We start from the raw sequence: 13,677 nt of genomic DNA, 5'->3' as shown, positions 1-13,677 counted from the left end.
AAGAGAAGTCTCGGCTTCTCTTTTTTTAGTATTTTTAATGAAAGTTTAAAAAAAATGGACGACGAGAAAAAACAATTAAAAAATGGTGATTTTTGCCTCGTGATCGGCGGAACGCACAAAGGAAAATTCGGAACAGTTCAGGATTTACATCTCAGTAAAACAGGACATCGAACGATCACCGTTTTTCAGGAAAATGGCGTCCGTTTCAAAACGTTGGCAAAAAATGTCTCCGTAGTTTCTTCTGAAAATTAAATTTGAATGTTTTAGAAATTGAGTATCATTTAATTTGTAAACCTTCAAAATACCTTATCTTTGCACCTTATAAATATTTACTTTTAGTTACCCTTCATTATGAACATCGGAAAAACTCAATTATTAAAAATCGCAGAGAAAAATTATTCAGGATTATTTCTGGAAGATGAAGAGGGAGCAAGAGCTTTTCTGCCAAAAATTTTCGCCTCTGAAGATGCTGAAGTTGGCGACGAAATGGAAGTTTTTGTGTATCAAGACGATGATAAATTAAAAGCAACCACCGAAAAAGCCAATGCCGAAGTAGGAGAGTTTGCCGTGATGACTTGCGTACAAAGTTTGCCAGCCGGTGCTTTTATGGATTGGGGAATTATCAAGGATTTATTCGTTCCGTACAAACAGCAGCGGGCAAAAATCTTGGAAGGAAAGCGCTATTTGGTTCAGGTTTATATTGATGACGTTTTAGGTTTAATTACCGGAACCACCAGATATAAAAAGAATCCACATTACGAAAATTTGCCTTTTCAACGAGGTGAAAAAGTGAATCTGATCATTGCTGGAGAAAGTGAACTGGGTTGGAATGTCATTATTAATAAAGAATATGTCGGCTTGATTTATACGTCTGATGTTTATAAAAGACTTTTCCCTTTATCTGAAGAAGTAGGTTACATCAAAACCATTCGTGAAGACGGTAAAATAGATGTTTCTCTACAACCGGAAGGTTATGAAAACATTGATGAATTTCAGAAAATGATCCTTGATAAACTGGACCTGAATTATGGGTTAATTTACCTGTCCGATAAATCTACTCCGGAAGAAATTAAGGACGAGTTGCAAATGAGCAAGAAGAATTTCAAGAAAGCGATTGGCGGTTTGTACCGTGATAAGAAGATTGAAATTTTAGAAGATAAAATTCGATTGATTAAGGAGGACTAAATTAAACAGTCACTTTTAAAGATAAAAAAAGAGCAGAAATTTCTGCTCTTTTTTGTTTTGTGGAATCTTCAGAAGAATCTTCTGTTTTAATTTCTATTTTTAACTAATACCCAGCCATTTAATCGACCGTCAGAAACTTTGATGATATACCAATAATTTTCCATTGGTAATAAAAGTTCCGTCAAATCATGTTTACAATCTGAACTCAGTAATGGTCGGAAGAACAGACTGTGTTACATTTACCTGAGTGGAATTTTCGCACCAAAACTGTTTTTCACTTTAATGTTATATTATGCTCAAATATAAATTATTCTTTCCTCACGAGCAATATCCAGTCATCTTCTAAGAACTTATATCCGATATCATAAACGAATCGGTATTCAGCGCCGTTTTTATAGATTTTCAGACTGGTGAAATATTCGAAATCAAAACCTTTAGAAATTAATTTATTACGTGTCATTTTTGCTTTTCCTTCAATGAATTTCTGCTCGGAGAGAACACGGTGGTTTTTGCGCAATTTATTATTAATGTTGCGCATCAGGTTTGACGAATCTTTGTTGTGTTTATTATTGTAGGCATTTCTGCAGCCGTCGTTGCAGAATTTTTTATCGCTTCTTCCGATAACGGTGTCGCCACATTCCAGACAGTTTTCCATATCAATCATTTGTTAATCAAATATATGAAAATATCCGTTTGTAAACGGATATAATTTTGAATAGGTTATGATTAAATTTTTTTTTTAAAACCTCGGGACAGAATTAGTGTGTTTTCGTTTTCTCCATTTCATCCATGGCGATAGTGGCATGTTCATACGCTGCTCCGGCGCGCATTTCTGCAGCGACCCAAATCGCTTCCATTATTTCTTCCTTAGAGGCTCCTTTTCGCATTGCCTGCTTAGAATGTGACCGGATACAGTACGGACATTGCGTTACATGGGCTACAGCAACCGCAATTAATTGTTTTGTTTTTTGGTCCAAAGCGCCTGCTTCAAATACCGTTTTACTGAAGTTGCGCCAAGCTTCTACATTTTTTGGCGCTAAAGCCGCTTTTTTATCTGCCAACTCTTTGGTGGTAACAGGATAAAGATCTTGATTTTCCATGAGATGCTATTTTGGGTTAAGATTGTAAAGTAATTGTCAAATTTTTTTTAAACCGCAAAAGTTCTATTTTAGTAACATTAAAAATTGCTAAAAGATAGAAGAAAATAAAGATTTCACTGTTTTATACTTCGGAAAAATATCTTTTCGCCTTGATCTTTTGCAAATTTGTATCATTTTTTTTAGTTTTTATTTCTCTAAAAACTGCCGAAGGACGTATTGTAAAATTCCGCCATTCCGGTAATATTCAATCTCAATTAAAGAATCCAAACGGGCGATTACCTGAAATTTTATGTCTGTGCCATTTCCGGTTTTAGCTGTTATTTCAATTTCTTTTAAAGGTTTGATGTCATTTGCAATTCCTGTGACTGAAAAGATTTCTGTGCCGGTAAGTCCAAGTTTTTCGGCGGTATCTCCTTCTTTATATTGTAATGGTAATACGCCTAATCCCACGAGATTGCTTCTGTGAATGCGCTCGTAACTTTCTGCCAGTACTGCTTTTATTCCTAACAGAAAAGTGCCTTTCGCCGCCCAGTCCCGAGAGGATCCGCTGCCGTATTCCTTTCCTGCCAAAACCAATAAAGGAGTTTGCTCTTCTTTGTATTTAACTGAAGCTTCATAAACCGACATTTCTTCGCCAGTGGGTAAGTACGTAGTGAAACCACCTTCCTTCTGTGCTAATTTATTTTTGATCCTCACATTGGCAAAGGTACCGCGTACCATCACTTCATCATTCCCACGGCGGGATCCGTAAGAATTAAAGTTCTCTTTTTCTACGCCTTTGCTTAAAAGGTATTTGCCTGCCGCAGAAGTCTCACTGAATGCACCGGCCGGAGAAATGTGATCCGTAGTCACACTGTCGCCCAATACCAAAAGGACTCTGGCATTTTGAATATCTTGCAAAGGTTCTGTCTGCACTGAAATATCATGAAAGAACGGAATTTCTTTAATATAGGTGGAATCTTTATCCCAATCATAGAGTTTTCCGGTGGGAACTTCCAGGTTTCGCCAGATTTCATTGCCATCGAAAATCTCATCATAATTTTTTGCAAAATCAGAAGGCGATAATACACGGTTTAAGATCTCATTGATTTCATCATCAGTAGGCCAAATGTCTTTAAGATAAACAGGTTCCTGATTAGAATCATAACTGATAGGTTCGGTAGTTAAATCAATGTCAACTCGGCCAGCAATCGCATAAGCGACGACCAACATTGGCGACATCAGAAAATTCATTTTCACCTGTGGATGAATCCTGGCTTCAAAATTTCTGTTGCCTGAAAGTACCGAAGTCACGATTAGATTATAATCGTCTACCGCTTTTGAAATCTCGGGAGCCAGTGGACCTGAATTTCCAATGCACGACGTGCAGCCATATCCGACCAGGTGAAAATCAAGTGCTTCCAAATCCTTCATCAGATCTGCTTTTTCAAGATAATCAGTCACTACTTTTGAGCCTGGAGCCAGCGAAGTTTTCACCCAGGGTTTTACGTTAATGCCGTGTTCTCTAGCTTTTCGGGCGACTAATCCAGCACCTATCATTACAAAAGGATTGGAAGTATTGGTACACGAAGTAATGGCGGCTATCGTAACGGCACCGTCAGAAAGCATGAATTTTTCCTGACCGCGCGTGATCCAGACTGTTTGAAGGCCATTGTTTTCTTTTGCTTCCAGTTCGTGATTTAAAGGTGTTATTTCGGCTTTCGGAATCAGCAAGTCACCACCTTCATTGTCAAACCGTGTGATAGATTTTTCGATTTCACGATTTTCCTGGGAGATATATGTTCTGCTAAAAGAGCTGTGGAGCAGATCAATAAATTTATTTTTAAAGTCTTTTAACAGAATTTTATCCTGTGGTCTCTTTGGTCCTGCCACGGTAGGTTCTATAGTAGAGAGATCCAGTTCTACGACATCAGTATAGTTTATTTTATCTTCATTTTCCCGCCAAAGCATATTGGTTTTGCAGTAAGTTTCCACCAATGAAATCTGTGCTTCAGATCGGTTGCTTTTGCGCATATACTCCAGAGTTTTATCATCAACCGGAAAATAGGTAATTGTACATCCAAATTCTGGAGACATATTTCCGATCGTGGCTCTGTCTGGAACAGAAAGATTCGCCAGACCGGAACCGAAAACTTCTACAAACTTACCAACGACTCCAAATTTCCGAAGCAGATTGGCAATCGTTAAGACCAAATCTGTTGCTGTAGAACCCAAAGGAAGTTTTCCTGTTAATTTCAAACCAATGACTTCGGGCATTATAAAATAAAGTGGCTGACCAAGAATAGCTGCTTCTGCTTCGATACCGCCAACGCCCCAGGCGACGACACCAATACCGTTAACCATGGGTGTATGACTGTCGGTTCCAACTAAAGTATCCGGAAAAACTTCTCCATTTCTCTCGATGACTCCTTTGGAGAGATATTCCAAATTAATTTGATGGCAAATTCCCATTCCCGGTGGAACAACACTAAAGTTGTCAAAAGAATTCTGTGCCCATTTTAGAAATTGATAGCGTTCTTTATTGCGCTTGTATTCTTCCTCCATATTGCGCGAATAGGATTCTTCAGTGCCGAAAAAATCGACCTGTACCGAATGATCGATGACCAGATCAACAGGAACAAGTGGATTGATGGCATCCGGATTTTTACCTTTCCGTGCCACTTCAGCCCGAAGCGCCGCAATATCTACCACCGCAGGAACTCCTGTGAAATCCTGCATTAGAACGCGCGCCGGTTTAAACGGAATATCTTTATCTGTTCCTTTTGGCGTCCAGTTTAATAAAGTTTTAATATTTTCTTCGGTGACCGAAAAGCCATCGTAATTGCGGATCGCATTTTCTAAAAGAATCCGAATTGAAAAAGGTAATTTTTCGATATCATATCCTTTATTTTGTAACTCGGTGAGGCTGTAGTAGGTGTAATTCCCTTCTTTGGTTTGCAGGGTTTTCTTTACTTTAAAAATATCTTTTTCCATAATATTGATGTTTTTAATGATACCGATAAAAGTTTGAAGCCTGGAATGTATAGCAAATCTTTTTAATGAAAATTATTTTGCCCAATAACAGCGGAGATCTGTAAAAGTATTCTTTTGAGGCCTTTAAAAAAAGCTTTTCAATTTCAAATAATGTTTTTTTGACATCAAATTTTTGAATTATCATTCAGAAGTATTTTGCTTTTCTCAAAGTTATGAAATAAAAGAGAGCAAAACGAGAAGTTGTAATATTATCTCTTTCAGAGATATGCGCTTTTTCTTCAGATAATTTGAAAAAATAAGATTTTAAATATTGTGACAGGCTTCCAGTTTAAGTTAACATCTCTCAACACATATAAAAAAAGCACAGTTTAAAACCGTGCTTTCCTTTTTCTTGTCAAAATTACTCCTGATGTCCGTACATTTCGTTATACAGTTTGAGGTATCTTTCTTTGATTGCTTTTCTTTTCAGTTTCAGAGTAGGAGTGAGCAGTCCTAATTCGATAGACCATACTTCTGGGGTGAGCTCGAACTTTTTAATCTGTTCCCAATTTCCTAATTTGGTGTTCAGGTAAGTGATTTCTTTTCCTATTCTGGCGATTAATTCTGGGCTTTTTACCATTTCTGCAGGAGCCGTTCCAAGATTCAATCCTTTTCTTTCTGCCCAGTTTTTAATAAAATTGAAGTCTGGCTGAACAAAAGCACACGGCATTTTCTCTCCATCGCCAACGACCATAATTTGCTCAATGAATTTAGATGCTTTCGCTAAATTTTCAATCACCTGTGGGGCAATGTATTTTCCACCCGAAGTTTTGAACATTTCTTTTTTACGGTCGGTTATATGCAGATAACCTTCTTCATCAATATGACCGATATCGCCTGTTTTAAAGAAGCCCTCATCGGTAAATGATTCTTTGGTCATTTCCTCATTTTTAAAATAACCTTTAAAAACAGACGGGCCTTTTACGGTAATCTCCCCATCTTCCTGAATTTTCACCTGTACATTGTCGAGAGGATGACCCACGGTTCCTATTTTAATTTTCCCGAAACTGTTCACCGAAATCACCGGCGAAGTTTCTGTTAAACCATAACCTTCCAAAATGGGAATTCCGGCATTTTGAAACATCTTATTCAGTCGTGCCGATAGAGCTGCTGATCCGGAAACAAGCGTGATGATGTTGCCTCCCAAACCTTCTCTCCATTTCGAAAAGACCAGTTTGTCAGCGATGATTTCTTTTAATCCGGAGGGTTTTCCTAGCTTTTCTTTCGCTTTATTTACGCCTAATGCCCATAGGAATATTTGAGATTTTAACCCGCCGGCACTGGTTCCTTTATCATAAATTTTATCATACACTTTTTCAATCAATCTCGGAACTACCGACATAATGTGCGGTTGAACTTCCTTGATGTTATCGCCCATTTTCTCAATACTTTCTGCGAAATAAATTGCATAGCCATTATATTGATACAGATAGAAAAGCATCCGTTCGAAAATGTGACAAATAGGAAGGAAACTCAGAATTTTAATATCACTGAATTCCAGTCCTTTCACTCTTGGGATTCTCGGATTAGAACCCAAAACATTCGATACAATATTAAGATGGGAAAGCATTACACCTTTTGGTTTTCCGGTGGTTCCTGAGGTGTAAATAATCGTTGCCAAATCTTCGGTATTGATAGATTTAGAAATATCTTCCACTTCACTTTGGGTGGCTTCATCGTTTCCCAAGTCGATAATTTCCCGCCAGTTTGGGGCACCATTGATTTCATCAAAACTAAAAACTCCCTGCAAAGTAGGTACATTGTCTCTAATTTTCATCACTTTCTCATACAATTCGACATCCGATACAAAACAGTATTTTACATCAGCATTATTAAAGATGAAATTGTAATCATCCGGAGAAATACTGGGGTAAACGGGTACAGATACGGCTCCAATTTGAGAGATTCCTAAATCCATTACTGCCCATTCTGTTCTGGTTGCCGTGGTAATAAGGGCGATTTTATCACCGGGTTTAATTCCCAGTTTCAATAATCCCCGCGAAACTTTATTCCCTAAAGCAATAAATTCCCTGGTCGATGTTTTTTCCCATTTACCATTATACTTGGTAATGAACATATCTTCTCTTGAATATTTTTCCAACGCATTGTGCGCGAAATCAAAAGTTCTTTTTATTAACATATGATAGTTTTATTTGATGAATACTATTATTTAATTTAAATATAATATTGAATTAATGTAAAAATATCATTTTTATTTAACCCCACAATGCCTAATTGAAACTAAGTATTAATTTAATTTTTTAAGTTTTAGAAATATTGTATTTTTACCACCAAACAATTTTTAAACTTTATGAATTTTAATTTATCTGAAGAACAGTTGATGATTCAGCAGGCGGCAAGAGATTTTGCACAAACTGAGCTTTTACCAGGAGTTATAGAAAGAGACAACGCACAGAAGTTTCCGCACGAACAGGTAAAGAAAATGGGAGAATTGGGATTACTTGGAATGATGGTGGATCCTAAATACGGCGGCGCAGGAATGGACAGCGTTTCCTATGTTCTGGCTATGGAAGAAATCGCAAAAGTAGATGCGTCCGCAGCGGTAGTAATGTCCGTTAACAATTCATTGGTGTGCGCAGGATTAGAAAAATATTGCAACGAGGAGCAGAAAATGAAATACCTGAAACCGCTTGCAAGTGGTGAAGTGATCGGAGCTTTTGCCTTGTCTGAGCCAGAAGCGGGTTCAGATGCAACTTCTCAGCAAACAACAGCGGTGGACAAAGGTGATCATTATATCCTGAACGGTACTAAAAACTGGATTACCAACGGTGGTACAGCAACTTATTATATCGTCATTGCACAAACCGATCCTGAAAAAAAACACAAAGGAATCAACGCTTTTATCGTAGAAAAAGGATGGCCAGGTTTTGAAATCGGACCGAAAGAAGATAAGTTGGGAATCCGAGGAAGTGATACCCATTCTTTATTATTTACAGATGTAAAAGTACCGAAAGAAAACAGAATCGGTGAAGACGGTTTTGGATTCAATTTCGCAATGGCAGTTTTAAACGGTGGAAGAATCGGAATCGCTTCTCAAGCTTTAGGAATCGCTTCAGGCGCTTATGAACTGGCTTTGAAATATGCAAAAACCAGAAAAGCATTTAAAACTGAAATTATCAATCACCAGGCAATTGCCTTTAAATTAGCCGATATGGCAACGTCGATTACCGCAGCCAGAATGTTGTGTTTCAAAGCAGCTGTAGATAAAGATGAAGGAAAAGATATTTCTGAAATCGGTGCAATGGCAAAATTATATTCATCACAAGTAGCGATGGATACTACCATAGAAGCTGTTCAAATTCACGGCGGTTATGGTTATGTGAAAGAATATCACGTAGAAAGAATGATGCGCGATGCGAAAATCACCCAGATTTATGAGGGAACTTCTGAGATTCAAAGAATTGTAATTTCGAGAAGCATCGCCAAAAACAGTTAACCGTAAAAATACACGCTATGAAAAAAATTTGGATTATTGTAATTGCCGTTTTGCTTGTTTTAGGAAGTTTTATGTGGTATAAATATTTTTTCGTTTTCGCTGAAGGAGTAAAATCCGGTTACCTAAACTATGCGAATAAGAAAGGCTATATTTTTAAAACCTACGAAGGAAAACTGATTCAGGAAGGTTTCGGCCGCGGTAAAACCGGTGCTTTAACCAGTTATGAATTCGAGTTTTCTGTCGAAAATGAAGCCGTATTTAAACAGCTGGAAGAAAACAGCGGAAAGCAGTTTGATTTGCATTACAAAGAATACAACGGTGTAATCCCATGGCGTGGAAACACGAAATACATTGTTGATAAAGTGGTCAACATGAAATAAAAAGAAAATCCTTTCAGCAATCTGAAAGGATTTCTTATTTTTAGAAAATGAAAGAATACATATTAAAGAAGGAACGGATTTTTCACTTTTTGTCTCTGGCATTAATTGCCGGGTCGATGTTCATCCAGGAGCCTGTACAGAAATTAATCGTTTTGGTGACCGGAATTCTGGGCTTGTTGGTCTTGTCAGCCCTTAAAAAACAGAAAATATTAGTGATTGTTTATTTGGTTTTATTTATCGCAGCCGGAATTTTCTATTATTTAATGACCAATGGAAAACTGAATTTCTAAAAGAGCAATTTAATTAAAGAAAAAATGAAGACACTTTTTCCAATCGCAATGTTGCTCAGTTTCAGTTTGAACGCTCAAAACCTGCCAAAATTTACTGATGATATTGCGATGAAACTGGCCGAAAAGCCAATGAAATGCATCAATCAGGAATATCCGAATAAAACAGCTCATATCATTAATAATGAAAAGGAAGCAACGCTAACGCCTGCAGAATTGCATCCCAGTTTTTACGGCTGTTTCGATTGGCATTCTTCTGTTCATGGACATTGGATGTTGGTTCGCTTATTAAAGTCAAAACCCAATTTGTCGGATAAAAAAGAAATTATTGAAATTTTAGAAGCGTCTTTTCAGCCGGAAAAAATTAAAGAAGAAGCCGCGTATTTTACAAAATATCAGATTTCTGCCAACTTTGAAAGAACATATGGTTGGGCGTGGTTGCTGAAATTAGATGAAGAACTCATGACTTGGGATGATCCGCAAGCAAAGATTTGGCATCAGAATTTAAAACCGCTGACCGATGAAATTCTGAGACTTTGGAAAACTTATTTACCCAAACAAACCTATCCGAACCGAACTGGAGTTCACCCCAATTCTGCCTTTGCTATGGCGTTTGCACTTGATTGGGCGAGAACATCCAACGACAGGATTTTCGAAAATCAACTGGTGGAAAAAGCAAAATACTTTTATTTAAAAGACCATAAAACGCCGGCGTATCTTGAACCTGACGGAAGTGATTTCTTTTCACCAAGTCTTGAAATTGCAGATTTGATGCGGAGAATTCTTCCACAAAAAGAATTTGTAAAATGGTTCAATGGGTTCTACGACAAAAAAAGTATTGCCAATATTTCTGAAATCCCAGTCATCAGTGATATTAATGATTTCCAAACCGTTCATTTGGTCGGACTTTCATTCTCCAGAGCCTGGACGATGAAAGGAATTTCGAAATATTTGCCCGAAAATCATCCGCTTAAAAAACAGCTTGCAACAACATCAGATCTGTTTTTAGCCAACGCTTTGCCACTGCTTTTCCAGGGAAATTATGGCGGCGATCACTGGTTAGCGAGTTTTGCGGTCTATGCTTTGAGCGAGGAATAGGTTGAGTTTTAATTTCAAATTCATTCACAATTAAAGGACGGAGAAATAGATTTGATTTCTTCGTCCTTTCTGTTTTAACTGTAATTTAAAATTCGTGTCATTTGTGTTTAAAAACACACAGGTATTTTCTGTAACCCAAATCAGTTCTTCGGTAAATATTTCGAGTAATCCGGCTCATCAGAATCTGTATTATTATTGTTTTTTACAGTTTCCGGTGGAGTAGTTCTTTCTGTTTTTTGTACAGGAAAATTGGTTTGGTTTTCTATAATTTTTGCTTCTTTATTTTTCTTATTTCTCCTCACAAAATAGAAAATTAAACCGGCAATAATAAAGACTGGCCAAAAGGGTAGAATGGCAATCATCAGATCTCCAAGAACTTTAAAACCGCTCATAAATGCTGAAGAAGATTTTGAACCAAATGAATCAGAATTTTCATTGGGTATATTCTCAACTATTTGATTTGATGCAGTTAATTCTTTCTGAACTAAAGTAATTTCTATATTGCACATCTGGCTGGAAACATAATCGGTTCCTTCACTTTCTGTAGATTTCGATTTCAGTTGTCCAAGTTCATGGGATAGATTAGAAACCAAATTATCGAAATTATACAGCGGAACTTTCGCCGTAATATATTCCCGTTCAAATCCTTCTTTTTGACTGAATTTTTCAGAAATCAGATCGGCATTGCTTTCCCGGATTTTCTGTTTTAAAACTGATTTTGCCTCAGAAATATTATCCACCTGAATTTCCAATATCGCCGTTTTTACCAAAGGATATTTATCTCCTCTTGGCGGAATTACAACCGTGTTTTTTTGGTTGTTTTCTGAATTTTGATTTTCAGTTTTTGATGGCGGAGCAGCTTTTTGGGTTTGGGTTCTTTTCAGAATTTTATCAGCCGTTTTGCTTAAAACTGAGATTGCGTTTTCACCATTTTGAAGCGCTTTATTTGCAGAATCTAAAGTTTTCGCAACGTCGGTTCCAACTTTTACATTTTTGGTAATTTCTGAAATACTTTTATTGATAGAATCCATTTTCCAACTGCCGGATTTCAGCGTGCTGTCGATTCTTTTGGTCTGTTTTTCAATTTGTGGAATCAGAACTTTTTTAGCAATTCCATCAGAATCATTAACTCTTTTCGAAATGGAGTCCAGGGTTTTTAAACCTTTGTTGGCCTTTGTAAAAAGACTGTCGGCTCTTTTAAATGAATCTGTGGTCTGTTGAAATTCCTGTTTGCTGCAAGAACTTAAAGCACACAAAAGAATGAAGCTGGCAACTATTTTTTTCATTTTGATTTTTAAAATTTTAATCGGTGCAAGGTAATCAAATAGCATTCCTTTAAAAATAGAAAAAGTCACTCCAATGAATAAAGTGACTGTATATCTGTATTTTGCAAATTAATTTACAAGAAGTTTACAAATTAATCCTGTTTAAATTCACTGATAAAATGCAGTTTCACGTTCGGGAATTTCTCCTGCGTCATGTGAATCGTAAAAGAAGAATCGGCTAAAAACACGCGTTGCCCGTATTTATCCTTACACATAAACCGCTGTTTCAAACGCGCAAATTCCTTGAATTCTTCTGATTTTTCATCGGCCTCAATCCAACATGCTTTGTGAATGGAAAGGGGTTCATACGTACATTTCGCACCATATTCATGTTCCAGACGGTACTGAATAACTTCATACTGAAGCGCACCAACCGTTCCGATGATTTTCCGGTTATTCATGTCCAGCGTGAACAGCTGAGCCACACCTTCGTCCATCAGCTGGTCGATTCCTTTGGCCAATTGTTTCGCTTTTAACGGATCATCATTATTAATGTATCTGAAATGTTCCGGTGAAAAGTTCGGAATTCCTTTGAAACTCATTTTTTCACCACCGGTCAACGTGTCACCAATTCTGAAATTTCCGGTATCGTGAAGTCCCACGATGTCTCCCGGGAAACTTTCGTCAACCACTTCTTTTTTATCTGCGAAAAACGCATTCGGAGAAGAAAATTTCATTTTTTTATTTTCTCTTACCAAAAGATAATTTTCATTTCTTTTAAAAGTACCGGAAACGATTTTCACGAAAGCCAATCTGTCACGATGTTTCGGATCCATATTGGCGTGAATTTTAAAGATAAATCCGGTGAAATCTTTTTCTTCCGGTTTTACGATTCTGGTATCGCTTTCTTTTGGTTGAGGATTTGGTGCGATTTCGATAAAAGCATCCAACAATTCGCGGACTCCAAAATTATTTAAAGCTGATCCAAAGAAAACCGGTTGTAAATCACCGTTCATATAATCTTCACGGTTAAATTCCGGATAAACTTCCCGAATCAGTTCTAATTCTTCCCTTAAAGTCGCCGCGGCTTTTTCACCAATCGTCTCATCGATTTTTGAATCATTGATGTCATCAAACTTAATTGCTTCACCAACCCGTTGTTTTTTCTCTTCTAAAAATAACTGAATATTATGTTCCCAGATATTATAAATCCCCTGAAAATCCCCTCCCATACCAATCGGCAAAGAAAGCGGAACTACGGTTAAACCCAATTTCTGTTCCACTTCATCCAATAAATCAAAAGCGTCTTTTCCTTCACGGTCCAGTTTATTAATGAAAACAATCATCGGGATATTCCGCATTCTACAAACCTGAACCAATTTTTCGGTTTGTTCCTCAACTCCTTTTGCAACGTCGATAACGACGATTACAGAATCCACCGCCGTTAAAGTTCGGTAGGTATCTTCTGCGAAATCCTTGTGACCTGGCGTGTCTAAAATATTGATTTTGTGACCCTTGTATTCAAATGCCAAGACGGAAGTTGCCACGGAAATCCCTCTCTGTCTTTCGATCTCCATGAAATCGGAAGTTGCCCCTTTCTTAATTTTATTCGATTTTACCGCGCCGGCTTCCTGAATTGCACCTCCAAAAAGCAAGAGCTTTTCTGTAAGTGTGGTTTTTCCGGCATCGGGGTGAGCGATAATTCCGAAGGTTTTTCTTTTTCCTATTTCTTTGAGTAGATCTGACATAATTAAATTTGAGACTGCAAAAATCGCTTTTTTTTACCGAAAATGAAAATGTGGAAATTCTTTTTACGGCGTTCGAATTTTTTGAACAGAAATAAACAGAGGAACCTCAAAGGTTTTTATTTAAAGATTTATCTTTGCCCAAATA

Annotated in this window: 12 protein-coding genes; 6 read left to right on the top strand and 6 right to left on the bottom strand. The window is 37.3% G+C overall.

All coding sequences use genetic code 11. The features are described from left to right. Positions 1–54: 54 nt before the first annotated feature. Complete coding sequence (locus QGN23_RS03270; RefSeq protein ID WP_282905606.1) at positions 55–252, top strand: KOW motif-containing protein; 198 nt, start codon at positions 55–57, stop codon at positions 250–252. 99 nt (positions 253–351) lie between these two features. Then, the gene (locus QGN23_RS03265; protein ID WP_282905605.1) at positions 352–1,185 is read left to right on the top strand and encodes a CvfB family protein; all 834 of its coding nucleotides are present in this window, start codon (positions 352–354) and stop codon (positions 1,183–1,185) included. A 307-nt stretch (positions 1,186–1,492) separates the two neighbouring features. On the opposite strand, the gene QGN23_RS03260 is transcribed toward QGN23_RS03265, so the two are convergent. The 4 genes from QGN23_RS03260 to QGN23_RS03245 all read right to left on the bottom strand — a co-directional run bounded on the left by QGN23_RS03260 (position 1,493) and on the right by QGN23_RS03245 (position 7,437). Next, positions 1,493–1,840, bottom strand: a complete 348-nt coding sequence (locus QGN23_RS03260) for a hypothetical protein (protein ID WP_282905604.1) — start codon at positions 1,838–1,840, stop codon at positions 1,493–1,495. A 103-nt stretch (positions 1,841–1,943) separates the two neighbouring features. Continuing rightward, positions 1,944–2,285 (bottom strand): carboxymuconolactone decarboxylase family protein, encoded by a 342-nt coding sequence (locus tag QGN23_RS03255; protein WP_282905603.1) that lies wholly within the window; start codon positions 2,283–2,285, stop codon positions 1,944–1,946. A gap of 186 nt (positions 2,286–2,471) precedes the next feature. Then, complete coding sequence (gene acnA, locus QGN23_RS03250) at positions 2,472–5,258, bottom strand: aconitate hydratase AcnA (protein WP_282905602.1); 2,787 nt, start codon at positions 5,256–5,258, stop codon at positions 2,472–2,474. A 400-nt stretch (positions 5,259–5,658) separates the two neighbouring features. Next, positions 5,659–7,437 (bottom strand): AMP-dependent synthetase/ligase, encoded by a 1,779-nt coding sequence (locus QGN23_RS03245; RefSeq protein ID WP_282905601.1) that lies wholly within the window; start codon positions 7,435–7,437, stop codon positions 5,659–5,661. 171 nt (positions 7,438–7,608) lie between these two features. Between QGN23_RS03245 and QGN23_RS03240 the strand changes: the two genes are divergently transcribed. From QGN23_RS03240 to QGN23_RS03225, 4 genes are read left to right on the top strand one after another with little or no spacing between them, the layout of a single operon-like run. After that, the gene (locus tag QGN23_RS03240; RefSeq protein ID WP_282905600.1) at positions 7,609–8,754 is read left to right on the top strand and encodes an acyl-CoA dehydrogenase; all 1,146 of its coding nucleotides are present in this window, start codon (positions 7,609–7,611) and stop codon (positions 8,752–8,754) included. 17 nt (positions 8,755–8,771) lie between these two features. Continuing rightward, positions 8,772–9,134, top strand: coding sequence for a hypothetical protein (locus QGN23_RS03235; RefSeq protein WP_282905599.1), 363 nt, complete (start codon positions 8,772–8,774; stop codon positions 9,132–9,134). A gap of 47 nt (positions 9,135–9,181) precedes the next feature. Beyond that, positions 9,182–9,424, top strand: coding sequence for a hypothetical protein (locus QGN23_RS03230; protein WP_282905598.1), 243 nt, complete (start codon positions 9,182–9,184; stop codon positions 9,422–9,424). 24 nt (positions 9,425–9,448) lie between these two features. Further along, positions 9,449–10,519 (top strand): DUF2891 domain-containing protein, encoded by a 1,071-nt coding sequence (locus QGN23_RS03225; RefSeq protein ID WP_282905597.1) that lies wholly within the window; start codon positions 9,449–9,451, stop codon positions 10,517–10,519. Between the two features lie 140 nt (positions 10,520–10,659). Here the strand turns inward: QGN23_RS03225 and QGN23_RS03220 are convergent, their stop codons facing one another. Together QGN23_RS03220 and QGN23_RS03215 are read right to left on the bottom strand one after the other, a co-directional pair. Next, positions 10,660–11,805, bottom strand: coding sequence for a DUF4349 domain-containing protein (locus QGN23_RS03220; RefSeq protein WP_282905596.1), 1,146 nt, complete (start codon positions 11,803–11,805; stop codon positions 10,660–10,662). A gap of 131 nt (positions 11,806–11,936) precedes the next feature. Beyond that, positions 11,937–13,532, bottom strand: coding sequence for a peptide chain release factor 3 (locus QGN23_RS03215; RefSeq protein WP_282905595.1), 1,596 nt, complete (start codon positions 13,530–13,532; stop codon positions 11,937–11,939). Between the last annotated feature and the right edge of the window lie 145 nt (positions 13,533–13,677).

The sequence above is a fragment of the Chryseobacterium gotjawalense genome, from assembly GCF_030012525.1.
Taxonomy (GTDB): domain Bacteria; phylum Bacteroidota; class Bacteroidia; order Flavobacteriales; family Weeksellaceae; genus Kaistella; species Kaistella gotjawalense.
Note: the sequence above shows the minus strand (reverse complement) of the source record. Positions and strands in the feature narration are given on the sequence as shown.